We start from the raw sequence: 24,688 nt of genomic DNA on the forward strand, positions 1-24,688 counted from the left end.
GGCTGTCGCGCCTGCGGGACAGCCTGCCCGGCGAGCACATCGGCCGCGGGCGCGATGTGCTCGGGGAACCGCTTAGCGACGAGGTCGCGTGGCGGTTCCTGACGGTCAACAGCCGGCGCCTGCTGGAGGCCGGCTGGCAGGTACTGCTGCCGGCGTGGTGGGAGGCCGCCAGCCGGAAGAAGCCGCGCCTGCGCGCCAAGATCAGCTCCGGCGAGGGCAGCCGCGGCGGCGGGTCGCTCTTTGGGCTGGATGCGCTGGTCGACTTCGACTGGCGCATCTCCATCGGCGACGCCGACCTCTCCGAGGCGGAGTTCGCCGAGCTTGTCGCGCGCGGCGAGCGGCTCGTGAAGTTCAGGGGCCAGTGGATTCCCCTGGACCCGGCCCTGCTGGCCCAGATTCAGCGGGCCATGGCTGGAATGGACAAGTCGCAGGGCTTGTCCTTCCAGGATGTATTGCAGTTGCATCTGCTCGGCAGCAGCGAGGAGGAGGCGGCCGAGGCCGCTGCTGAACAGGCCGAGGAGGAGGCTGCACGCTTCCGGCTGGAGGTCGAGCTGAACGCGCATCTGGTACAACTGATCGGTCAGCTCGGGCAGCGCGAACAGTGGCCGCAGCCCGCGGTGCCTGCCGGACTTCACGCAGAGCTTAGAAGCTACCAGCAGGAAGGGTATGCCTGGCTGGCTTTCCTGCGCCGCTTTGGCCTCGGAGCCGTTCTGGCTGATGACATGGGTCTCGGCAAAACCGTACAGCTGATTGCCTACCTGCTCCATCTGAAGGATCAGCAGGAAGCGGTTGAAGCGGACCCTGCTGCGGGTCGGCTGCGGCAGACAGACCCGCCCGGCTGGCCCGCCCTGATTATCTGCCCGACATCCGTGCTCGGCAACTGGCAGAAGGAGCTGCAGCGCTTCGCCCCTTCTCTGAATGTAATGCTGCATTATGGAGGCAAACGCCTGGATGCAGGCTACTTCTACGGCGCCGCTTCGCAGGCCGATGTGGTTCTGACCTCTTATGCCACGGCTGCACTCGACCAGGAGCTGCTGAAGCAATTCACCTGGGCTGCAGTCTGCCTGGATGAAGCGCAGAACATCAAAAATGCAGGGACCAAGCAGTCCTCAGCCGTCCGCAGCTTTCCGGCGCTGCACCGGATCGCGCTGACGGGAACACCGATCGAGAACAGGCTCTCCGAGCTGTGGTCGATCTACGACTTCATCACACCGGGATACCTGGGCAGCGCCAAATCCTTCCAGGACCGGTTCGCAAACGCTATAGAAAAGGAACGCGATCCGAAGCGGACAGCGGATCTGCAGCGGATGGTCAAGCCGTTCATGCTGCGCCGCAAGAAAAAAGATCCGGCCATTCAGCTTGATCTTCCTGACAAGAACGAGATGAAAACCTATGTTCACCTCACTGCCGAACAGGCAGCCCTGTATGACCAGAACGTCAATGGGCTCCTGGAACGGATGCAAAAGCTGGAAGGCATTGAGCGCAAAGGGGCTATTCTGTCAGCACTGACCAACCTTAAGCAGCTGTGCGATCATCCGATGCTGCTGAGCAAAGAGGCCTTGCCTGAGGCAGATCCAGAGGGCCGCATCGAAACGGCTCCCTTGATTGAGCGGTCAGCGAAGCTGGAGCGGCTGCTGGCCATGGTGCGGGAACTGCGCGAGGAGAATGAGCGCTGTCTGATCTTCACCCAATATGTAGGCATGGGCAAAATGCTGCAGGCTGTGCTGTCGCAGGAGCTGCAGGAGCCAGTGCTATATCTGAACGGGAGTACGCCCAAAAGCGCCCGCGACCGTATGATTGAACGGTTTCAGGCACCCCCGCCGCAAGAGGGGGAAGCCTCAGAAGCAGGGGGGCAGCAGCAGTCTGACCAGCCGAATATATTCATCCTCTCGCTGAAGGCGGGAGGCGTGGGCCTGAACCTGACCGCAGCCAACCATGTCTTCCATTTCGACCGCTGGTGGAATCCGGCTGTCGAGAATCAGGCCACCGACCGTGCATACCGCATGGGCCAGACCAAGGATGTGCAAGTGCATAAATTCATCTCGCTGGGGACGCTGGAGGAGAAAATAGATGAAATGCTGGAGAGTAAGCAGCAGCTCAGTGATGATGTAATCGCCAGCTCCGAAGGCTGGATTACCGAGCTGTCCACCGATGCGTTGAAGGATCTGTTCACACTGCGCCGGGAATGGGTCGGTTGACCAGGCCAGGCGAGGCCTGATGCGCTCTGGACTTACCACTGCTCGGACATTCTGAACACCGCTGCCAGGTTATCTGAACCGGCAAGCGAACTGGCTACAAGCGTAATGATCTCATCCGTCAGGTCATATTGGAGCTGCTGATCCGCAAGCTCCGCTGCTATATTCTGATAGGCCCCGGCTATCCCTGAGCCGATACCCTGGGTGATGACTCTTCCGCCTGTCACCGTCGTGCAGGTATAATTCACCTGCAGCGCAGTTTCAGTGGCCGGTATGGCCGTAGTGGTTGTAGGGTAGCTGACAAAGGTGCCGTTCACGGTGCCGCCGGCCACGATTTTGTACCGGACAGGTGTAGAGGCCAGAATGTCCAGACTGTCCGGTTTGATTTCAGCGGCAACCGCCTCCGGAATTACAATTGCTGTATTTCTGCGGAAGCTGATCAGCGCGAAGTCTGACGCAGTCACAGCGATATTTTCCCGGAACTCCGAGGTGATCCGGCTGACTTCCAGCTGTTCCAGCGGAATAGGCGCCAAGATACCCGAACTATCTACAAGGAAAATCTGGATCTGCATCCGTTCCTGGGAATAGACGGCATTGAATTGAAAATAAATCTGGGTGATATTATAGGTTTTGGTCACCACCTCCCGGTCATTCACCTCAAATAACTCCTGGGCAAACAGCGTTTCCGGGGTTACATCATTATTGAGACCTGTTATATACACCACAGCTTTGGATGATCCGTTGTTGACCACTTTCACTACTACCTGGCTGATGGTTCCAAGCCCTCTGGTAGGTCTGCTTGTTAAGGTGTTGGTAATTAGATAAGGCACAGGTCATCCTCCTTCTAGTAACGTCGTTCTTATAGGGTATGCAGTGGAATTTGGAAGTTTCTAGATAAAACGGCAGACGTGCATGCTGACCCCATAATCGGGCACTTCCTGAATTGGTGCAAGTTGCCAGCTCCCGGCAAGTGTGCTAAAATCAACGTAACTTTTTAGAACGGAGGGTTGCGTGTGATAGACTATATCCGGATTCGTACTTTACGCGGCTAAGCTAATTATATAGCGCGAAAGCTCTGCCCCGTGCAGAGGACTCAGGATAGGTCTATCCATTTTTGAAGGCAACCCGCAGCTTGAACTTTTGTCCGGCAGACAGGAACGGAAGCCGGCACACGCCTTTAGGAATCATTGCATCTCCATACACCATATCAATGAACCGCCGCGGCATAAGGGTGGAGCAGCTTGCTGTTCCGCCTGGCCGCTCTATTTTCAGTACATTCATTGTTTGCTGTGGGAAGATGCTGACGGAAGAGACTGGGAGCGAATCCCTCCCCACATCCTATTCTGTTGTCCTCTATGAATACTGTTAAGCACAGGCAGACGGCTGCCTGTGCTTTTTTTATGGATTAGAAGATGAATTCATCACATTTACTCGTGGAGGTTGTAATAATATATGGAAACTGAAACTGTACAGCAAAAGGCAGTGATCGTCGGTGTTCAGCTGCAGACTGACAAGGATTTCGCATATTCCATGGAGGAGCTGCGCAATCTGGCCGCTGCCTGTGAGCTGGAGGTGGTTGGCGAGCTGAGCCAGAAATCCAGCCGGATTAACCCGTCGCATTATATCGGGACAGGTAAAATCACCGAACTGAGTGCCCTTATGGAGGCGCACGATGCTCCGGTGGTTATCTTTAATGATGAGTTGTCGCCTTCCCAGATCCGCAATCTGGAGTCGGCGCTGGATCGCCAGGTCATCGACCGTACCGTGCTGATCCTGAATATTTTTGCCGAGCGTGCCAAGACAAAGGAAGCCCAGCTCCAGGTGGAGGTGGCACAGCTGCAGTATATGCTTCCCCGGCTGACCGGGATGCGTGAGTCCCTCGGCAGACAAGGCGGCGGCGCAGGACTGAAGAACCGCGGTGCCGGGGAAACCAAGCTTGAGCTGGACCGGCGCAGAATCGAGGAGCGAATCACGGCGCTGCAGCTGGAGCTGCAGACTCAGGTAGCCCGGCGGCAGATCCAGCGGAAGCAGCGGCGCAAAAACGAGGTGCCCGTGGTCTGTCTTGTCGGTTATACCAATACCGGTAAATCCAGTCTGATGAATACACTGGTCGATACCTTCCACCCCGGCTCGGAAAAAGGGGTCTTGGCCAAGGATATGCTGTTCGCCACACTGGAAACCTCGGTACGCAGTATTGAGCTGCCGGACCACAAGACCTTCCTGCTGACCGACACGGTCGGTTTTGTCAGCCAGCTGCCCCATCATCTGGTCAAGGCCTTCCGTTCTACGCTTGAAGAAGTGACCGAAGCTGACCTGCTGATTCATGTAGCCGACATTTCCGATCCGCAGGTCAGCCAGCATATGACCGTAACGGAAGAGACCCTGAAGGCGCTGGGCGCAGATGGAATCCCGGCCGTTATCGCTTATAACAAAGCTGACCTGACGGATCTGCCTTACCCCGTGGTGGCTGAGAATTCCGTTACCCTTTCCGCTAAGCAACAAAGCGGAATCGCCGAGCTGATCGGGCTGATCCGCGGGCATGTGTTCAATGATTATATCCAGTGTGAAATTCTCGTTCCGTTCGACCGCGGCAGCGTGGTTTCCTACTTCAATGAGCATGCCGATGTGCAGTCGGTCAGCTATGAGGAAGAGGGCACACGCCTGAAGCTGGAATGCCGGATTGCCGATTACGAGCGGTTTAAGGACGATTTTATTGCAATTCCGCAGTAGAAGCAGATACAGCTCTCAAATGACAAATTGAGCAGACCAAAGACTCCGCACCAGCTTCTCTTAGCTACTGCGGAGTCTTTTTATTTTAGTTTTAGCAGATCCATCATTTATTTAAACGAAGCATATCCTTCATCAGCCATAACAACGCTGCCGTTGATTGCACTCGCCTCATCCAACGTAAGCAAATAGACGGAATCGGCTACCTGTTCGGGTGTTGTCAATTTATTTCCGATGACCTTGGCTTTCATGGATTCGACCAAGCCCTGATCTTTATATCCCTGGATAATAGGTGTATCCACCGCGCCCGGCGCAACCGCCACTACCCGTATTCCATATGGGGACAATTCTAATGCAGCTGATTTAGTCATCATAATGACAGCGCCTTTGGAAGCATGATAGGCAAAGGTACCAGGGGATGCGAGAAATCCGAAAACAGAGGCTGCATTGATAATCACACCTTTAATTCCGAGCTCTCTCATTTTTTTGCCAGCGGCAATGATGCCATAGGCAACACCATGCTGATTGACATTGATTACACTGTGATAGTCATTCAGGTTCTGATCCAGAACAGGCGTATTACGCCCGATGCCCGCATTGTTAAACATCACATCGATTCTGCCAAAAGCAGCTACTGCTTGTCCTATGAGCGTCTCGACCTCTTCATATTTTGACACATCCGTTCGGACAAAAATAGCTTCGCCGCCCGCTTGCTTAATGAATTCAACCGTCTTCTCGCCGCCCGCTTCATTAAAATCAGCGACAACCACCCGATCGCCTTTACTTGCAAATTTCAAGGCTGTGGCTCTCCCTATTCCGCTTGCACCACCTGTGATCACTGCTACTCTTGTATTGCTCATCAATTTCTCCTCCTCTACGGTGATGTAATAGACTAAAATAGTAATGGGAACCATAAGAGTTATCTTCCATTGAAAGTACTTTCATATACAGTGTAACTCTCCCTAAATTTAAATAAAATTTAATTATATTTACTTATAGTTAATCAAAGCTTAATAAGGAGAGCTGACGATGAATCTTGAACAGATTGAATACATTGTAGAGGTTGCGAAGAAGGGGTCTTTTACAAAAGCTGCTCAAGATCTGCATGTCACTTTATCGGCAATCAGCCAATCCATCTCGTTACTGGAAACCGAATTAGGCATGACCTTATTCACCCGTTCCCGTGGTTTAGGCGCTGTACCCACGATTGAAGGAAATCAAATCATCCAAAAGGCAAGTGAAGTCCTGCTAAAAGTGAACGAGCTAAAAGAAGAGGCGAAAAGCTGCAGCAATACTTTGAGCGGAGAATTGAAGATAGCTACCATACCAGGTCCTATGCATTTACTCGTAGATGTTGTTTCCACATTCAAGGAAGACTACCCCCAGGTCAAAATAGAAATTTTTGAAAAAGGACCAAGGGAGATATTAAATGATCTGGAGCACAGCAACATTGATATTGGATTAATCGTGTTGGCGGAGGATTTTATCGAAAGAAGCGAGCATTTGACCTTTGAAAAGCTGTTAGAGGGGAAAATGGTTGTAGGTGTAAGTAAAGATTCGCCGCTGGCCTCTGAAAAGAAAATAACGCCCGAACAATTAGTTGGACAACCGTTGGTCTTGTATGATGATGAGGACCTCTGGGACCATACCAAAGCATTAATCTCCAGGTTTGGCCAAGCAAACATCCTTTTTACAACAAATAATACGAAGGCCATTCAAAATGCAGTGAACCGCGGGCTCGCTATTACCATCGGACTAGAGTACTCCTTCACAGATATCCTGCCTGAGATTGTTCCTATAGCGTTTGATATGCCAAGCTTAACCCCTGTACAATATGGATGGGTTCTCCATAAGGGAAAACATCCTTCCCAGGTATCAAAAAGGTTCATCCAAAGACTTCAAATGGAATTCTATTGATTTCGCTTTATGGTGGGCAGAACGAAGAAGACAGGTAGGCCCCTGTCTTCTTCGTTCTGCTTTTGAGCAGCTTAACGGTCCGCTCCCTGCAAGCTCTACTCCGCCGGACCAGGGCGCAGATGGAGCGTGAACGCTTCCGTCTCCTCCCCGCTGCAGCATACCCACAGGTTTCCGTCATCTGTCAGCTCCAGCTCCGGCCCGGATTCATCCGGTGCCTGCTGGATATCCAGCGAGAATACCATGGCCGCTTGCTGCAATGCCTTGAAATCAATGGTCCGCCGTGGTCCCGAATAGAGGATCAGCTCCACCAGGAGTAAATCCGCAGTCTTTTGAATCTCCCATGTCCAGTCACGCTGTGCGCCTGAATGCCCTGTAAATGCTGCAAACCATGTCGTCAGAATACACTCGGTCTCTCCGATTCGGAGGATCGCCCCTTCCCTGGTAGACACGGCAGAGACCCCATCCAAATGGCCGCCAATCTCCAGCCGCAGCCGTAAATCATCAGCCTCGATGGCGCCCCCGGTAGGGTCCAGATTGGGATGGGTGTCCCCACCATCGGTGATGAAATCAATGCCGAACAGCACCTGACCTTGATCCTGCTTCGATTTGAAGCGGGCCGAGCAGTAATCATACCCGTCATGCAGACAGCGAAGCTGAATATAGGCCGGCAAGCCGTTATTATCCACGTACGCCAGCAGCGGTCTTCTCTGATTCCATAAATCACTGGTTGTAAAAGATCCTACACTCACCTGTGGGGTCATATAGGTAACCGCCCATCTGCCGCTGCCATCCTCTGCATTCCCTTCATAGAGCTGTCTGATTTCCTGTGTGCGCGGAACGCTGAAGGCCTCCAGAAAGGCAGCCGGACACTCGAAGCCGCTCTTATACCATTCCTCTTCATACGGCAGCTCATCCCAGTCAAAAAACATCACCCTCCCCTTAGTCGCCAGTTGCAAAAACGCCCTGCTCTGATGGTTCAGGAGCGTCTGATAACAACGGGAATGCGGCCCGGACCACTGCGCAGTAGCAGGGTGATAATACCCGGCCACCGTCCTCCAGCTCAGATCAATCAGACCGCGGCTAAGCATCCGCACCTTGTCATCTGTGGTTTCGGCATGAAGCTTGGACAGCTCCAGGATGGCAATGTACGTATAGACCGGGCTGTTGTATTCCTGAAAAGCACCGCGTTCCATTGTATAGTCGTACAGCTTCTGCAGACGCTTCAGTCCATATTCCGCGTAATCTCTGCGGCCCAGCTGTTCCCCCGCGATTCTGGTGACGAAGGCCCCCAGTATCGCGATGTTCGTATAGTCCGGACCGACATTCCGCTTGATAATTGCCTCACAGGCGTATTCAATGGATCGGGCAACCTCCATCCGAAGCGACTCGGGCAACCTGCGGCCGTGGCGCGAGAGTGCCTGAACCAGCCGGCTGCCGCAGAAATCAGCCCAGTTCCAGTCCGGCGGCGCCATCTGTGCCAGCGGTTCTTCGTAGAACCAGGACCAGATGCCGAAGGTATCATGACTGCGGTCGGTATCCTGAAGGGATACTACCTGGGCGATAATATCGAAGGCCCGCTGCTCATACGCTGGCAGCTCTGTATCCAGCAGCCCCAGCGCATAAGACAGTGAATCCCGCGTAGAATGGATGAACTCAGCCTCACGCAGCGTGGTATGATAGCCCGGGCTGCTGAACGGGGACCAGAGCAGGTGAAGCTCCGGGTCATACCGGGGCTCCAGCCTTTGCATTGTACGGATCAGCATCCGCTGATGATCGATGCCCTCATGCTTGTAGACCGTTTCCTCATTACCCGGTGTTTCAGGAGCCTTGCTTCCCTCTGCGGTTTTCTTCACAATGATCTTCCTTTCCTTCAGGTAGGGGGAATCCTAACCATACTTTCCAGTTAACCGCTCCCTCTGGGGAGGGATCATTATTCAGCCGCGGTTCCGGTCTACAGTTGGCGATCTTCCAGCTCCAGTTCCTGCACAAGCAGCTGCATCACCAGCCCCTGCCCGTAGAGCGAAGGGTACACTTCAATTGTATTGTAGGCTTCTTCCGAAGGCATGACGGGCGTCCCGCCTGAGACTCCCTGCACTTCACCATTCTCCGCAATTAGCGGAAGAATGCCGCTCACCGCAAGCCTGGCAGAGTCCAAAAAAGAGGGATCCAGCAGGCCATTCTTCACCCCCTTGAAGAATCCGCAGGCAATACCCGCACTGCCTGAAGTCTCCTGAACGTAATCCGGTCTGTTCAAGACCGTATGCCATAGTCCGTTTCCGGCTTGACAGGACCGCAAGGCTGCCGCAAGCGATGAATACCGGCTGTGCAGCTCTTCCGGTATGTCAGCCACGCCTTGAACCTCCGTCACAATCTGCGGAACCGCCAGGGTAATCCATGCATTGGCCCGCGCCCAGCGGACCGCAGACATGTGATTACCCTCACGGCTGTTCCAGCCGTGATACAGGAGTCCCGTAGCCGGGTCCTGGAGCAGTTGCAGGTGAAGCAGCGTCTGCTTCAGTGCGGCATCGGCCAGCCGGGATTCTCCCGTTAGCCCGCCCATACGCGCCAGGAACAAGACAGCCATAAACACCGTATCTGCCCATACCTGTTCCGGGAAATCCACATTTTCCGTAACGGTATGCTCCAGCGCCCCTTCCCGCGTGACCGGCGCAGTGTTCAGCATCCAATCGGCGGTGGACATCGCTTTTTGCAGAAACCAGGGGTCACCGGTCTGGCGGTACAGCCCAGGGAAAATCGCGAACGGAGCGAGAGCATTGATGACTTTGACCCCATCGGCCTTGTGCTTGTTCCGGTTCACCCACTGCAGCAGATACTCCATGACCTTCCCCTGCCCGCCGACTGTGGCGTACTCCATGAGTGAAATCACACCCACCCCCGGCACCCAATCCCAGTGGTCAATGTCCATGCCCCAGTCACCCCGGTGCGCCTCCGAGATCATGTATCGAAACAAACGGTCCAGCGCCTCCGCAGGCTTCCGCTCAGTGCTCAAGATAACGCATCCCCCTTAGATCAAGTGAACCACTCTGCGGATCTGTCTTCACCGGAGACCGTCCCTGAAAAGGCAGCTCCCCGAACAGCGCTTTGACCGTAAGCTCCACGGTATCCTCATGCAGCGAATAAGCATTGACTAGCGTATCCAGAAACGGCATATCCTGCAGCAAATATGGGGTGGCAAAAGAAATCCCGATGGGCCGGATGGTCTCTGCATGCTGCATCGCCCATATCGCTTTGGCCGCCTCGCCTACCGGACGGGCCGTATTCATCATGCCGTGCAAGGGCAGAAAGTAAGGTGCAAAAACAGCATCCCAGCGAATCCCCGACAACTCCCATTTCCGGACCGTACCCAGCGGCTCAAATTCATCCAGTATATCTACCTGCAGCCCTCTCGCCCGTAAAAGATCCACAAAAACATTCATCCGCTCATACTTGCGGCCTTCCGTCACTTTGTTCAGCAGGATGACTAGCACCCGGCGGGTAGTCTGCGGATCAAGCGGCAGAATATGGCCACGGTTGCGGACAAGTGTAATACAACGCTCCGCGAGGGACTGGCTCAGGCCCCTTGCTTCCAGATCCAGCTCCGGCAGCAGCTTGTCGTTCAGCAGCGGAAGTGCCCGCGGGTCCCGGCCTTCTTCATCAAGGCCGTGCATACCCAGCCTGGCCTTGAGCTGCAGAATGCGGCGGACACTTGCATCCAGCCGTTCCATGCGGACGGCGCCCTCCCTGACGGCCCGCTCCATCACCCCGAAATAATCCACACCCGGCCACAGCAGCACATCCGTTCCACAATTGAAGCAGTCGATTATCCGTTTCTCATAACTGCCCCAGGCCAGAAATCCGCCCATGTCCAGCGCATCCGACAGCACCACACCTTCAAACCCCATACGTTCCCGTAGCAGTTCCGTTGTGATTCGCTCCGATACCGTTGCCGGTACAGGGTTCTCCTCCTGATCCCCTTCCATCCAGGGAAGAGCAATATGCCCGGTCATGTACGACAGTACGCCCTGATCAATCATAGACTGCGACACCTGCCCGTAGGCGGCAACCCACTCTTCCTCGGTCAAGCCGTTAATGGTGGTCACAATATGCTGATCTCGGTAATCCACCCCGTCTCCCGGAAAATGCTTCGCACATGCTGCCAGGCCATGGTCCTGCATCCCCCGCATGACTGCACCCGCCAGCCTTGCCGCCCGCTTGGGATCATCCCCCAGGCAGCGCGTTGTAATGACCGGATTCATCCAGTTCAGCAAAAGATCTGTGCCAGGTGCCAGCGCCCAGGTAAAGCCCGCCGCCCGCCCTTCCAGTGCCGTAAACTTGCCGTATTCGTAGGCCATGTTCTCATCGTCCACTGCGGCCAGCGCGAGGAGCGGCGGGAACGCGGTTAAGCTTTTGACTGCCGATCCCGCGCCGAATTCCAAATCACCGGAGAACAGCAGCGGATATTTGCTGATCCGCTGTAGCTGCTCCGTCCACTCCCGGTACTCCGCCGCCTTGCCCGCCGCCTTCTGAATCACCTCGCCGCCGATAAAAAAACTACCCACCGGATACGTCTTCAAATAGGCCGCAAGCGCCTCAGTATCGTTTCCCTTGAAAGGCAGCCGCCCTGCATGATCCTGCATCGTCTGCCCAATCTTCTCCCGCAGGCTCATGGACGCGAGCATCCGCTCTACCCATTCCTGCTCCTCCCTTGTTAGAGGCCTTGGCATGGTTGCACTTCCTTTTGAGTGATTTTCGATCCATCTAACTGATTTCGATCCCCCTAAATCCCCCTTAGCCAAGGGGGACCCCAAGGGCCCCGGCCCTCTGGACACCCGGATGGCTGTCGTGGGCGGAGGGATTGGTGCTCCCGGGCTGCAATGTGCGGAGAGCGCTTTACCCCTGCGGGGACGCTTTGGCTGCAGTTCACCTGCGCAAGTGCAAGGGGACGCTCCGCTGCCCCCAAACCGTTAACTGCAAGGGGACGCTCCGCTGCCCCCAAACCGTTAACTGCAAGGGGACGCTCCGCTCCCCCCAAACCGTTAACTGCAAGGGGACGCTCCGCTCCCCCCAAACCGTAACTGCAAGGGGACGCTCCGCTCCCCCCAAACCGTTAACTGCAAGGGGACGCTCCGCTCCCCCCAAACCGTTAACTGCAAGGGGACGCTCCGCTCCCCCCAAACCGTAACTGCAAGGGGACGCTCTGCTCCCCCCAAACCGTCAACTACAAGGGGACGCTCCGCTCCCCCCCAAACCGTTAACTGCAAGGGGACGCTCCGCTCCCCCAAACCGTCAGATCGTTCTAACCCTGTATAATTTTCTCACTACCTTAAGTGTAGCCACGGAACGGCGGAGACTAAATAAGGTCATCTATAAAAAAAGTTCAAAATCCTACAGAGTCTCAAAGGGAATAACATCTAATAAGTGCAATACTCAACCATCTCAACGCTCGAGCAGCACCTCAACAAGGTGGAAAAAGTATCACTAATTCTCGATTTCCAGTCTGCAGTCGGGGTTTAGTTGGAATTTGTTTACTTAATAATGGTTCTAATAGCAAACTGAGGCGTTTTGGGCATAATTAGTTTTACTAATTCCACCTAGAACTCGCAGCAGCATAAGTTTCCATAAATTAGTTTTCCTATTTCCACCTAAATTCATTTCCCCCTGAGAGCAACCTCCACTAGCGAGTACATTCTGGTAAATTAGGCTTAATCCAGCTTATTTTCCGCCCTTCCGCTCAACCAGGTTAACGTCCGCCCAACTCGCGTGACCTCAGCTTCAACCCGCTAACTTCCATTTGAATCAGCTTAGCTTCTGCAGGAGACAGAAGCTAAGCTTCACAGCATCTGATCAGATATCAGACCATATTAATAGCTTTACAGCGTCTCATCAGATATCAGTCCATATAAATAGCTCTACAGCGTCTTCATCAGCTTTCAGTCCAGACTAATACTTAGTGTCTCGCTCAATTTGTTATTCTCCTTGTTCATCTCCTCATACCTCCAGATATCATTCACGAAGAAGGTGATGGTGAAGCCGCCTATGGTCGGAACCGTCCATTTGGGCGTGCCTTGGGCGCTGCTGTTGGCGGTCAGGGTAACCTCTTCTCCAGGCTGGATCACTGTATTATTCGTGTCCGACCAGGATACGACACCGCCGTTGACGGAGAAGGCACCGCCCGTAATTTGACCCAATCCCGTGGAGGTGTTCAGCGGGGTCGGACGCACTCCGATATTTTTCACCTTGGCCCAGAAGATTAAGGAATCCCCGAGTTTCGGCGTGGTATGGGAGGATGGAGTGCCATCGCTGTTCACGATGTTCCAGCCGATATCTGTAACGATCAGGTCCGCAAGCGGTGCCGGAAGAGTGGCCTCGTAGCTCTCGAACTCGAACCCATGGACCATCACCAGCCCGTTGGTCCCCTTGATCTCGATCCGGTGCAGCCCGTACTCCAGACCGGCAAGCTCATAGACGATCCGGTTCTCTCCCTCAATGCCAGCCTGGGGAATGACTACGGTCTGCATATATTGCCCATCGACATAGACCTCGGCGCTGCCCATATCGCTTTTGATATCCGATCTCCAGCGGACCCCGATGCCCCTGAAATTGAACGTTGCTGAGGCGTCAGGCGCATAGGTCACATGAGAGACACCGTTGGAAGCGGTCGTAAATCCGGTATAGTCGATATAAGGATGATTATGCTCTGCGGTATACCAGGCCGAGACCGGAACATAGGCGCCTTCCTCAAGCTTGAAATAATCGAGGTTAGCACCGTTTCCGGCAGAGGTAAAGCTGATCATGTTATACCCCGGCTGGAGCGTAATGCCATATTGCCTCGCGGTAAAATTGCTGTTCCAGCTTCCGGTGGACGGCAGTGTCACGGTCGTTTGCTTTTGTCCGTTGATGAGGATATTCTTCTTCGACTCCTGATTGGAAGCGTATGCAATAGTTAAAGTGTAGCTTCCGCCACTCTCTGAATAGAATCCCTGAACCGTCAATCCGCCGGCATGGGTCTGCTCCACAACCCTTCCTCCGGAAGCGCTGCTGTAGTAGCCGATTTTGAGCGGCGGGGCAAAGGACGTGGCTTCCGCCTCGAATTTGGTTGGATCTCCAGCCACATGAGGCGTAATCGGCATCGGCAGTGTGGTTGCGGATACGGCTGCGGTCAGCGGCGAGACGTTGCCGAAATCATCCACGGCCTGAACCCTGTAGCTGTATACGGTCTCAGGAGCTACCGTGTAGTCATTGTAAAACGTAATCCGGCCCGGAACGGTCATCACCGGTTCTGCTCTATCATCCCGGTACACATTGTAGCTGACAACCCTGTCGTTGTCGGTTGAGGCATTCCAGGTCACCTTCACCTGCTCATGGCTTACTGCCACCGCAGCCGGACTGGTTGGAGCCGTTGGCGGAGTGGTCTCCAGCTCATCGAGAATATACTGGACGGTTTCACCAGCGCCCAGGGTAACCGAGAGCGTAAGGTCCGGCGCTGCCGTAAGCTGGACATTAGAGTGGGCGGCGGCATAGGTATCGCCCGGTCCAAACCGCTCTCCGGCATACTGCCCGCTGCCGGGCATGGTGACCCGCACCTGCATCGTCACGGGCTGCGTCTCAAAGTTCACGAAATTCAGCAGAATTTTATCTGCAGAAGCCCCTATGGCCGACGTGCCCAGCGCTGAGGTATCGACCGCGCGGAAATACGCTTTTTTCTCGTTCAGCGCAGATGGATTCAGGATCTCGTAGCTGAGCGGGCGCCCGTGGGTGGCATACGCAGCGGCCAGCCTGCGGAACGTTTTTAGCCGCGTTTCACCAAGCTCATTACTGTTCGCGGCTACAGCTACCGTATCCTCGAATCGGTGTGTATTCCAGTTGATTGCGGAATCAAATAATCCGAACTCGGTCCCGTCATTGAAGAAAGCCGCATGCTGCATGATATGATCGACATAGCCGATATCTCCGCGAAGCTCCCGGTCAAAGGCAGAAGCGAACCTGTACGCATAGGTGCCGTATTTCGTACTGTCGGAATGATTGTCATTACTGCCGGTTTCACTCATGGCCATCTCTTTGCCAAAGCCCTCATCTGCTTCATGATACACCTGCAGATTCTCATACAAGCTGCCGCCCGGCAGCGGCTGGACACCGGTTCCGCCGTAGCTGTGGCCATTCGTCACATCTGAAAGCGCTTCAATTTCTTCGCGTTGGGCAGCGTCCCGTTCCCACCCGTCAGGAATTCCGTTATATGGCCAATAGGCCCAGCCGGGTGCCACGATTTTCAGATAGGGCTGGCTGTTAGTCTGGCGCTCCTCATCCATCAGCTCATGAATGGCCAATATCGATGCCCGGGACCAGCCGAACAATCCGGGTTCGTTGCCCGTCTCCGCGTATTGGTACAAATCCCCGAATTTACTGACAAAAGCATCATAATAACTCCTCAAAGCCGTGCTGATCGTACCGCCCGCCAGATCCGCATTGTTCTTCCAGTTGCCTCCGATAATATTGACCATTGGCGTAAGGTTGAGATCACGCATCGTCGCCAGATAGTTCCGCCCCTGCGGGTCCCAGCCTGCGCTCGTATCCGACCAGAAGGAGGCGCGCATCCAATTGCCGCTGTAGGCGATGCCCATCCATTTGGTCATGGGCGCCAGATGGCGGATCGCGTTCTCATCATATTTGAAGGTATTTGCGGCAAGCGTAGTCCCCAGATGTACATACCGCCCATGTATCGGTTCATCCGCCTGCTGAGGCTGGGATTTCAGCTTCACATAGTCCCATTCGAACCATAAATAGGAGTCTCCGTTATAACCGGGAGCCTGCGGGTCCGCATACAGTCCGCGGTCGACCACGAGCTTAAGCACATTTGAGCCCATATGAAGCTGCTCTTTGGGAATATACAGTCTGTAGGTTTGTTTCCAGGTATGCTCCAGAGAGGTTTCGCCGTTATTCAGACCTGTGATTTGAATCAATCCGCTCATGAGGCCATTTGTGAATACGGCAAGCTGGGGAATCGCGGTGCTTGCATCAATCACCTTGAAGCTGAGCTCGGCTCCATACTGGGGAACCGCCGCCAATTCAAACGTAAAATTCATCGTTCCATTGACATCGGCCTTCATTCCTTTGGGGATCGTATTATAGCTGCAAGCTGGAAGAGGCAGGGCAAAATCGCTGTACACATTATTATAAACTGTAAATTCGGCAGAGCTGTCGTCCGGCTCGCCTACCTGCCACAGCAAGCCTGACGGATTATTGTTGTCGGTTGTGGCGGTTGTGGCGGTTACCGGCAGCGAAGCCTTGGAAGCTCTACTTGAGCCAGACTCTTGTTTTACTTTCACCGTAGGACTCGAAATTTGCTGCTTTATCACTGCTATCCCTGGAGGATCAGCAGAAACTCTATGATCATTTGGCATCAAAACCGTCGTCAGCACACAGAACACAAGAGACAATAACGCTATATTTTTATACATTCGCACATTAACACCCTCTTCTATTCAGAATAGAAACAGGGCCCCCAACTGCTAACTTTTGCGAATAGGAATACCCGACATCCTGGTAAGCGGCCGCTGCAAGCTGACAATAGGAATCAGGGAGGCGGCCGAACTTTACCGGATATCGGGTCTGCTAATCATTCAACATCTTATTTGGCGGCCAAAAATGCATCCATTTGCGACTGAATTTCACTTATCACAGCATCCAGTCCAGCGGCCTTCAGCTTGCTGTTCATTTCCTTCAGGATCGGCTCAGGATCTTTTTCCCCGGAATACAGGGTATTCTTATATTGCTTCGTAATATTGATCAGCGCTCCGATCTGCGACTGTACCTTGGTTGAGTCAAAGACAAACCCAATCACCGGGGATACCTTGGAGTTTTTATTCCAGTCGGTATAGAGCTGTACGCGTTTGGGATCTTCATCCTTGTTCAGGTAGTTCAGCAGGACATTCCCGATCATCCACGAGGATACAGAGTTGTAGCCGCTGTCTGGAATAAATTCAACCGTGTTGTCGCCTACCTTCTTATAATGCTTGCCTTCAATCCCGAAGGTTAACAGGTTATACAGGACGGGATCGGTATGAATCAGGTTCATGAACATCATGGCCCGCTCCGGGTTTTTGGAGGTTCTGGAGATGGCGAGCATGGAGCCCTGCAGGCTTTTGGTGCTGACCTGTACCGGCAGAAGGGTTTTGATGATCATCGGTTTCTCCGCGAGACGGGTCCAGTCATTGGTGGATGTTGGATTCATATTGCCGTAGGTGAACCAGGCCTTGCCGCTTTTTACCGCATCCTTCAGCTCTGTTTTGTCAGTAGCGCCATTCTTGTTGATATAGCCCGCTTTGTACCATTCCCGGATCAGCTTCAGCCGTGCGAGTATCTCCGGAGTATCATATTCGTTAAAAACCTTCATCGTCTTGTAATCGAGCAGCGTCGGAATTTCATTACTGCCATCGAGATCCTCACTTTCGGGGTACACGGTGAACCAGTTCAGGCTGTCGGTATGGTTCATAAAGAGCGGTGTGATGCCCGGTTCTTTCTCCTTAATGGTCTTCAGCATCGGTTCAATATCCTCAAGCTTCGCGATGCTGTTCACATCGAACCCATACTTGTCGACAATCGCCTTGTCAAAAGCAAAGCCTACCGACTGGCCCAGCTCCTTCTCGGTTGGAATCGCATACAAATGTCCGTTGACGGTAGCGGCTTGCAGGTAAGCCGGATTAATCTGTGCTTTGGTCTCCTTAGCGTAGGTATTCAGCAGCTCTTCGAGCGACAGATAGGCGCCCTTGGCGGCGTTGGTCATGAAGTTCCAGGTGTAGACCATGTCGAACACTTCGCCGGACTGGATCATCAGATTCACCTTGTCTGCCGGTTTATCCCAGCTGAGCTGATTGATCTTGATCGTGGCGTTAATCTTATCCTTCAGATAATCATTGATCGCCTGTTCGACGGAGGCCACATCCTTATCCGGCCCGCCAGGCAGATAGAGCGACAGCTCTACTTGCTCCAGCTCATTGGTCTTTTCAGTGGCTGTAGCTGTATCCGAGGCGGCTGGTGCGGTGGTGCTATCCACTTTGGTCTCACCCTTGGCAGCCCCGTTGTTACTGTTGTTGCCTCCGCATCCGCTTAGTGAAAGTCCTATCAGCAGTACAAGTGAAAGCAGTAGACCCGTGCCCTTTTTTCCTGCCATATTTTGTTTCCTCCCCTTGATGGTCAATATATGCTAATCGGATGAATCCGAGGTTAGCCTTTAATGGAGCCCAGCGTCAACCCTTTGATAAAATACCGCTGGAAGAATGGATAGGCCAGCACAATCGGACCAATACCGATCAGTGCCATTGCCATGCGGATGGTTTCACCCGGCAGTTTCGCCAGCTCCGTCGCCGAGCCTTGAATCAAAGCCCCGTTACGGCTCAGGTAGTCCGCCTGGGAGATCATTTTGTACATCAGGTACTGCAGGGAATAGAGGTCTGTGTCCGTAATGAAGATCATGCTGTTGAACCAGTCGTTCCAGTAATGCAGGGTGTTGAACAGACCGATCGTAGCGAACACCGGCAGGGACAGCGGGAACACAATCTGGAAGAACGTCCGCAGCTCACCGGCACCATCAATCTTGGAGGCCTCAATCAGCGCGGGCGGCACACTCATCTGGAAATAAGTCTTCATAATCAGCACATTGAACGGGGACAGCAGCATGGGAACGATCAGGGACCAGATAGAGTTCTTCAGATCCAGCACCTGGGTGTAGACCATATACCAGGGCACCAGCCCGCCGCCGAACAGCATGGTGAAGAAGATCAGGAAGGCGAAGAAACCTCTGTATCTGAAGTCCGTCCGTGAGATCGGATACGCATACAACGAAGAGATAAATACGCTGAGCAGCGTGCCAGTAATAGTTACAAAGAAGGACACGCCGTAGGCTTTTACAATGACGGTATAGTCCTTGAAGATATAAGCATATGCCTCCAGACTGAACTTCTCGGGAAAAAATTGATACCCGTTCAGCACAATGGAATCGTAGTCGGTAATTGAGATCATGAACACCAGCACAATCGGCAGCAGACAGGTGATCGACAGGATGATGAAAATTATATGGAGTATTACATTCGCCGGCCGGGAGATTTCATTGTTGGTCACTGGTTCCGTCCTCCTTTCTAAATTGCCATTCCAAGGGTGTTTCTCATAACTACAGTGAATGTTTGGACTTCCGGCCGCTGTTGTCTGCAGATTTCTTCAATTTGTACCGCTGTTCGCGGTGGAAATCCGCAGACAAAGGCGGTCGCTACCGCTCCTTCAGTTCCAAACTTCCCCTCCGTTACTCTCACCTTTGGTCATTTTTTAGAAAACGGCCTGGTCCTTATCGACCTTGCGTACGATCCAGTTCGAGCCCAGGACCAGGAAGAAGCCCACAATGGATTGGTATAGACCCGCTGCGGCGGACATGCCCAGGTTGCCCATATTGATCAAGGCGTTATAGACGTAGGTATCAATGACAAGTGTTGTCGGATACAGCGCCCCGGAGTTCAGTGTGGTCTGGTAGAAGAGCCCGAAGTCGGAGCGGAAAATCCCGCCGATGGCCAGAATAGTGGTGATGATGATGACCGGGCGGATGAGCGGGATCGTAATATGGAGGATCTGCTTCCATTTGCTGGCCCCGTCGATCAGCGCTGCTTCATAATATTCGTTGTCGATGCCGATAATCGCCGCAAGGTAAATAACGCAGCCATACCCTACGCCTTTCCAGAGGTTGATCAGCGGCAGAATAAACGGCCAGTACTTCGGCTCGGAATACCAGTTCAGCTCATTCAGCCCAAACATCGCCAGAATGCCTTTGTTCATGAAACCGTATTCAACATTCAGAAAAGCGAACACGAGGTAGCTCACCACCACCATCGACAGGAAATACGGAAAGAACATAATGCTCTGATAAAATTTGGCGGCCAGCTTATTCCTCAGCTCATTCAGGGCAATTGCGATGGATACTGCGATCACCAGGTTGAGTATGATGAACACGAAATTGTACAGCACCGTATTGCGGGTGATGATCCAGGCATCGGATGTGGCGAACAGAAACTTGAAATTATCTATCCCCACCCATGGGCTTCCGAGAATCCCGTCTACGTAGTTAATATTTTTGAAGGCTATGATGATCCCGAACATCGGCAGGTAGTTGTTAATGAGCAGGAAAATCACACCCGGCAGCAGCATCAGCAGCAGCACCTTGTGCTTCAGCAAATGCCCCAGCATGGAGCTTCTTTTCGCATGTATCCGCACTGGCAACCGCTGCCCGGTGTCCAGCGCGTTTCTTTTCTCATGAGTGATCATCGCTTACGCCTCCTGATTCCTTCAGCAGTCTCTCTCTTCCATGTATCAAGTGTACCCGGAGAGCGGCAGATGCTAAATAAGGTCATCTATAATAAAAGTTCGATAATCTACAGAGTTTGATGATAGCTGCTTCCAGTCAAGTGGAAACGGCTACGCTGTCCTTATAAGGACGACATCCGTTTCAGCGGGAAAGAGAAGGATAATTTATAGCGAGAAACATATACATTCTTATCTTTCAAAAAAAGAGGCCTTCACCCCATGGATGTCGGCCCCTTTTGGCTGCAATTAAATTCAGTTCTTCTTACGATAGCATTAAATGAATCGGTGGACGGACCAGATCACGCCCGAGGAGGTGCCTCCCAGATCAAGTGGAACCGTTAAACCATCCGCCTCATAGAAGAGGCCGATCACATCGCCTGCTGTCAGATCAAACTCACCCGTCAAGGTGACTGTCCCGTTGCCCAAGATCGTTCTCAGGGTCAACAGCAGGGCAATATTCACATTCAGCAAAGGGAACAGTCCGGTTACCAGATCTGTAGTCACAGGAGAAGTTCTCCGGATCACAAATGCCGGGTTGATCCCCGCCCCTAACGCGACCGAAATGGCTGCGGTGGTAGAGTAGTTGATGGTGGCTTCAAAAGAGTACCGGCCCGTAACCGGGACCGTGTAGTTCCCCGTTGTTTCGTTAAACGAAGCGCTGTCGTAATACGGTGACGTCACCGTCCAGCCGGCAAGCTGAGTACTGGCACTAGCCGAAAATGTTGGCAGAAGCGCGGAGAACCCTTCCGCTGCAACATTTGGGCCGGTGGCTCCGGTTTCACCTGTCGCACCTGTCACACCTGTAGCTCCAGTAGCTCCGGTTTCGCCAGTCGCTCCTGTCACACCCGTAGCTCCAGTGGCTCCCGTTACCCCGGTCGCTCCTGTCACACCTGCAACCCCAGTTGCTCCGGTTTCTCCCGTCGCCCCTGTCACACCCGTGGCTCCAGTGGCTCCCGTTTCCCCGGTCGCTCCTGTCACACCCGCAACCCCAGTGGCTCCGGTTTCTCCCGTCGCCCCTGTCACACCCGTGGCTCCAGTGGCTCCCGTTTCCCCGGTCGCTCCTGTCACACCCGCAACCCCAGTTGCTCCGGTTTCTCCGGTCGCTCCTGTCACACCCGCAACTCCAGTGGCTCCGGTTTCACCAGTCGCTCCCGTCACACCTGCAACCCCAGTTGCTCCGGTTTCACCAGTCGCACCTGTCACACCCGTGGCTCCAGTTGCTCCCGCAATCCCAGTGGCTCCGGTTTCACCAGTCGCTCCTGTCACACCTGCAACCCCAGTGGCTCCGCTTTCACCAGTCGCTCCTGTCACACCCGTAGCTCCAGTGGCTCCCGTTTCCCCGGTCGCTCCTGTCACACCTGCAACCCCAGTTGCTCCGGTTTCTCCCGTCGCCCCTGTCACACCCGTGGCTCCAGTTGCTCCGGTTTCACCAGTCGCTCCTGTCACACCCGCAACCCCAGTGGCTCCCGTAACCCCGGTCGCTCCTGTCACACCCGCAACCCCAGTTGCTCCGGTTTCACCCGTCGCTCCTGTCACACCTGCTACTCCAGTTGCTCCGGTTTCACCCGTCGCTCCTGTCAAACCTGTAGCTCCAGTGGCTCCCGTTTCCCCGGTCGCTCCGGTCACACCCGCAACCCCAGTGGCTCCCGTTTCCCCGGTCGCTCCTGTCACACCCGTAGCTCCAGCCGCTCCGGTTTCACCAGTCGCTCCTGTCACACCCGCAACCCCAGTGGCTCCGGTTTCACCAGTCGCCCCTGTTACACCCGCAGTTCCAGTTGCTCCGGTTTCTCCCGTCGCCCCTGTCACACCCGTGGCTCCAGTTGCTCCGGTTTCACCGGTCGCTCCTGTCACACCTGTAGCTCCAGCCGCTCCGGTTTCTCCTGTCGCTCCTGTCACACCTGTTGCTCCAGCGGCTCCAGTTTCACCATTCGCTCCTGTCACACCCGTAGCTCCAGTGGCTCCGGTTTCACCAGTCGCTCCTGTCACACCTGTAGCTCCAGCCGCTCCGGTTTCTCCTGTCGCTCCTGTCACACCTGTAGCTCCAGTGGCTCCGGTTTCTCCCGTCGCACCTGTCACACCCGTAGCTCCAGCCGCTCCGGTTTCACCATTCGCTCCTGTCACACCTGTAGCTCCAGCCGCTCCGGTTTCTCCTGTCGCTCCTGTTACTCCTGCAACCCCAGTGGCTCCCGTTTCACCGGTTGCTCCAGTCGCTCCGGTAGCACCAGTGATCCCCGTGACTTCTCCCAGCAATTCAGAGGATACCAGACGATGCGCAGCCACTAATTGCCCCGTGCTGCTCTTTCCCCAGAATGAGATCTGTACAAGATCATCTGCCGGGCTTGGACTTGATGTTGTGAAGAGAAACTCAAATGCATCCAAATCAGCGAAATAGCTGTTTGTTACTACTTGATTAGCAGCCAGGTTCAAGGATTGGCTGACATACAGATTCCGTACACCACCACTCATATAGTAGCCTTGAATCGAGACTGTAGAGGCTTCTGAATCACTCCGGTTGTCAATCCGGAGTGTCACTGACTGCGTAGGTCTTACACCACTGACCGCATTGTTTTCAATGGGGCCCGTTGATAAAAAAGTCATCTCTTCATTCTCCTTTTTCTTGAATTTCACATCCCTGCTGGCACCGCTTGATTGCTTCCAATAATTCTCCCAGGAACTCTAGCAGCACAAAAAGTGATTTATATAGTAATATTCGAACGGCTTACATGCGGTGTGGACTTAAGAACTGCTAGCTTGTGCACAACCTGTCTATCCCACTAAGCAACCAGAGACAGCAGCACGGACTCCAAGTGGACAAGTATCAATAATCTGGGAGTACAGCTTTCCTTAGGGACAAAGCAAAAAGGACTGTTTCCGGGCCGTGTGGCCTCTAGAAGCAGTCCTTTCCTGTATCAGAAACAATAGTTGTTCCCCTCCTACTCCTGCCCGGCGCTCAACTGGCTTTCCAGACTTTCCTCCTGCAGAGGAGCGTGGGGATTAAAATCCGGATAAATGTACTCCTCACGTTTAAAAGAATACCCGGTAGCCGCAATATCCAGCATCTGATTCAACCGGTCACTCTCCGCGAGCAGGCCTTCGCCCGCGCTTATGCCGCCGGACAGGATCTGCAGATAGAGCTGCATGCGGGGGCGGTCGCCCGAATCCCGGGGCTCCACAGAGACGGTATTCGGATCGTACTGGTCCATAATCTGCGGGGCCAGCGGATATATGGACTCCTCTGCGGTCGGGTAAAATTCCTTGAAATGGCCCAGCCCCGGAACCAGACCGGGAAGATCTGCAATCCCATCTACCACCGGCAGTGCCAAGGCCTGCTGGAACAGAATGGTCAGGAAGGCTTCAGACTGGAGAAACTTCCATACCTTCACCGCCGCTTCCCGGTCAGGTGCGCTGCTATTTACCGCCAGCGGAGAGTGTGGAATCATCATAAGCGCCCCGCTGCCCTTCTTCGCCGAAGACGTTACGGGCGGCAGAGCCACCCCCCAATCATCCTTTGGCATATATTCCTGTAATTTCACATAATCTTTGCTGGTTGCATACATCATGCCGATGTTGCCGTCGGCGAATTGCCTGAGCGCACCGTTCCGCTTCAGCAGAGTCTCTCCGGGATACAGGCTGCCCTCTGCTTTCATATCCAGCAGCATTTGCAGCCAGGGAGCATATACACTCAGATCATAACGTCCGTTCCGGTAATTATAGAGATACACCCCGCTGTAGGTATTGGACATTTCCAGCCCCGTCTGCAGACTGTCCTGGCTGTCTCCGGCGGCCAGCGCGAAGCCGTATTTGTTCACGCCGACCCCGGCCCGGCTAATCCTGGCCGCAGCCTGCTTCACTTCAGCGAAGGTGACAGGCGGATGCTCCGCATCCAGTCCGGCGCTCTGGAACAGCTGCTTATTATAGATCAGGCGCACGGTCTCAATACTGGAAGGCAGGAAATAGATCCCTCCCTTAAACAGAGAGCTGCGTGCGTAATCTCTAGCCCACTTTGGAAATCTGTTCAGATCCGCAGGGTCCAGATAAGAGTTCAGGTTGGCCAGATACCCCTTGTTCACATAGGTAGCCAGCCAGCTGTTATCCACGCTGAACACATCCGGCCCCTGCCCTGAAGTCATCAGCATATTGAGCGTGTCATCGTAGGCATCTGTGGACAGATTCATCATTACAATTTCAATATGGTCAGGATTGCTCTGATTAAATTGCCGGATCGCGTTCTTCACCTCCAGATTCTCTGTCCAGTCGTACAGCGCAATCCGTATTTGAACCGGGGGAGCCGCCTCAGGTACCGGCTCTGAATTAAACTCCACCAGCAGCGGACGGTCATAAGCAATGGCATATACGATAAGCCCGCATAGCAACAGGCCGAAGATATAGAATAACAGCCGTTTCATTCCTCACCTCCTGCGTTGACAGCTTAACGCGCCCGTTTTACAATGAATACCATCTATTGAATGATATTTTCCATTAATACCCGTTAAATGGCAAGCGATGAT

15 protein-coding genes are annotated in these 24,688 nt (G+C 53.8%); 3 read left to right on the plus strand and 12 right to left on the minus strand.

Translation table 11 applies throughout. The features are described 5' to 3' along the window. Positions 1 to 56: 56 nt before the first annotated feature. Positions 57 to 2,198: a DEAD/DEAH box helicase gene (locus A3849_RS04780; RefSeq protein WP_256700650.1), complete on the plus strand. Its 2,142-nt coding sequence runs from the start codon at positions 57 to 59 to the stop codon at positions 2,196 to 2,198. Positions 2,199 to 2,230: 32 nt separating this feature from the next. On the opposite strand, the gene A3849_RS04785 is transcribed toward A3849_RS04780, so the two are convergent. Both A3849_RS04785 and A3849_RS32725 read right to left on the minus strand, forming a co-directional pair. Next, positions 2,231 to 3,025, minus strand: coding sequence for a hypothetical protein (locus A3849_RS04785; RefSeq protein ID WP_074110388.1), 795 nt, complete (start codon positions 3,023 to 3,025; stop codon positions 2,231 to 2,233). A 274-nt stretch (positions 3,026 to 3,299) separates the two neighbouring features. Continuing rightward, on the minus strand, positions 3,300 to 3,476 hold the full coding sequence (locus A3849_RS32725; protein ID WP_178382603.1) for a hypothetical protein: 177 nt from the start codon (positions 3,474 to 3,476) through the stop codon (positions 3,300 to 3,302). A 171-nt stretch (positions 3,477 to 3,647) separates the two neighbouring features. Between A3849_RS32725 and hflX the strand changes: the two genes are divergently transcribed. Continuing rightward, complete coding sequence (gene hflX, locus A3849_RS04795; RefSeq protein ID WP_074110390.1) at positions 3,648 to 4,925, plus strand: GTPase HflX; 1,278 nt, start codon at positions 3,648 to 3,650, stop codon at positions 4,923 to 4,925. A 107-nt stretch (positions 4,926 to 5,032) separates the two neighbouring features. On the opposite strand, the gene A3849_RS04800 is transcribed toward hflX, so the two are convergent. Beyond that, positions 5,033 to 5,782 (minus strand): SDR family NAD(P)-dependent oxidoreductase, encoded by a 750-nt coding sequence (locus tag A3849_RS04800; protein WP_074110391.1) that lies wholly within the window; start codon positions 5,780 to 5,782, stop codon positions 5,033 to 5,035. A 169-nt stretch (positions 5,783 to 5,951) separates the two neighbouring features. Here A3849_RS04800 and A3849_RS04805 point away from each other — a divergent pair, with 169 nt between their 5' ends. Next, positions 5,952 to 6,839: a LysR family transcriptional regulator gene (locus A3849_RS04805; protein ID WP_074110392.1), complete on the plus strand. Its 888-nt coding sequence runs from the start codon at positions 5,952 to 5,954 to the stop codon at positions 6,837 to 6,839. 95 nt (positions 6,840 to 6,934) lie between these two features. On the opposite strand, the gene A3849_RS04810 is transcribed toward A3849_RS04805, so the two are convergent. From A3849_RS04810 to A3849_RS04850, 9 genes are all read right to left on the minus strand, one after another. Beyond that, positions 6,935 to 8,692 (minus strand): hypothetical protein, encoded by a 1,758-nt coding sequence (locus A3849_RS04810; RefSeq protein WP_074110393.1) that lies wholly within the window; start codon positions 8,690 to 8,692, stop codon positions 6,935 to 6,937. A gap of 98 nt (positions 8,693 to 8,790) precedes the next feature. Then, complete coding sequence (locus A3849_RS04815) at positions 8,791 to 9,849, minus strand: glycoside hydrolase family 88/105 protein (RefSeq protein WP_256700651.1); 1,059 nt, start codon at positions 9,847 to 9,849, stop codon at positions 8,791 to 8,793. Next, positions 9,839 to 11,563: a glycoside hydrolase family 3 protein gene (locus A3849_RS04820; RefSeq protein WP_083613365.1), complete on the minus strand. Its 1,725-nt coding sequence runs from the start codon at positions 11,561 to 11,563 to the stop codon at positions 9,839 to 9,841. Before A3849_RS04820 ends, A3849_RS04815 begins: the two co-directional genes overlap by 11 nt. A gap of 1,206 nt (positions 11,564 to 12,769) precedes the next feature. Then, positions 12,770 to 16,294, minus strand: a complete 3,525-nt coding sequence (locus A3849_RS04825; RefSeq protein WP_074110395.1) for a carbohydrate-binding domain-containing protein — start codon at positions 16,292 to 16,294, stop codon at positions 12,770 to 12,772. A gap of 170 nt (positions 16,295 to 16,464) precedes the next feature. After that, positions 16,465 to 18,006 carry an ABC transporter substrate-binding protein gene (locus A3849_RS04830; protein ID WP_074110396.1) on the minus strand — a complete coding sequence of 514 codons (1,542 nt, stop codon included), beginning with the start codon at positions 18,004 to 18,006 and terminating at the stop codon, positions 16,465 to 16,467. 53 nt (positions 18,007 to 18,059) lie between these two features. Next, positions 18,060 to 18,953, minus strand: coding sequence for a carbohydrate ABC transporter permease (locus tag A3849_RS04835; RefSeq protein WP_074110397.1), 894 nt, complete (start codon positions 18,951 to 18,953; stop codon positions 18,060 to 18,062). A 201-nt stretch (positions 18,954 to 19,154) separates the two neighbouring features. Further along, on the minus strand, positions 19,155 to 20,141 hold the full coding sequence (locus A3849_RS04840; RefSeq protein ID WP_178382605.1) for an ABC transporter permease: 987 nt from the start codon (positions 20,139 to 20,141) through the stop codon (positions 19,155 to 19,157). A gap of 312 nt (positions 20,142 to 20,453) precedes the next feature. Further along, positions 20,454 to 22,778 carry a beta strand repeat-containing protein gene (locus A3849_RS04845; protein WP_083613366.1) on the minus strand — a complete coding sequence of 775 codons (2,325 nt, stop codon included), beginning with the start codon at positions 22,776 to 22,778 and terminating at the stop codon, positions 20,454 to 20,456. Positions 22,779 to 23,113: 335 nt separating this feature from the next. Next, a complete protein-coding gene (locus A3849_RS04850) occupies positions 23,114 to 24,586 on the minus strand; it encodes an ABC transporter substrate-binding protein (protein ID WP_074110398.1) in 1,473 nt (490 codons plus the stop codon). Positions 24,587 to 24,688 lie beyond the last annotated feature (102 nt).

It is taken from the genome of Paenibacillus sp. P46E, from assembly GCF_001909095.1.
Lineage (GTDB): Bacteria > Bacillota > Bacilli > Paenibacillales > Paenibacillaceae > Paenibacillus_AQ > Paenibacillus_AQ helianthi.

What these genes read in the sequence shown, in the direction of transcription:
- A3849_RS32725 (WP_178382603.1), bottom strand. Translation starts at nt 3,476, where the DNA reads ATGAATGTACTGAAAATAGAGCGGCCAGGCGGAACAGCAAGCTGCTCC.
- hflX (WP_074110390.1), top strand. Translation starts at nt 3,648, where the DNA reads ATGGAAACTGAAACTGTACAGCAAAAGGCAGTGATCGTCGGTGTTCAG.
- A3849_RS04800 (WP_074110391.1), bottom strand. Translation starts at nt 5,782, where the DNA reads ATGAGCAATACAAGAGTAGCAGTGATCACAGGTGGTGCAAGCGGAATA.
- A3849_RS04805 (WP_074110392.1), top strand. Translation starts at nt 5,952, where the DNA reads ATGAATCTTGAACAGATTGAATACATTGTAGAGGTTGCGAAGAAGGGG.
- A3849_RS04820 (WP_083613365.1), bottom strand. Translation starts at nt 11,563, where the DNA reads ATGCCAAGGCCTCTAACAAGGGAGGAGCAGGAATGGGTAGAGCGGATG.
- A3849_RS04825 (WP_074110395.1), bottom strand. Translation starts at nt 16,294, where the DNA reads ATGTATAAAAATATAGCGTTATTGTCTCTTGTGTTCTGTGTGCTGACG.
- A3849_RS04830 (WP_074110396.1), bottom strand. Translation starts at nt 18,006, where the DNA reads ATGGCAGGAAAAAAGGGCACGGGTCTACTGCTTTCACTTGTACTGCTG.
- A3849_RS04840 (WP_178382605.1), bottom strand. Translation starts at nt 20,141, where the DNA reads ATGATCACTCATGAGAAAAGAAACGCGCTGGACACCGGGCAGCGGTTG.
- A3849_RS04845 (WP_083613366.1), bottom strand. Translation starts at nt 22,778, where the DNA reads ATGACTTTTTTATCAACGGGCCCCATTGAAAACAATGCGGTCAGTGGT.
- A3849_RS04850 (WP_074110398.1), bottom strand. Translation starts at nt 24,586, where the DNA reads ATGAAACGGCTGTTATTCTATATCTTCGGCCTGTTGCTATGCGGGCTT.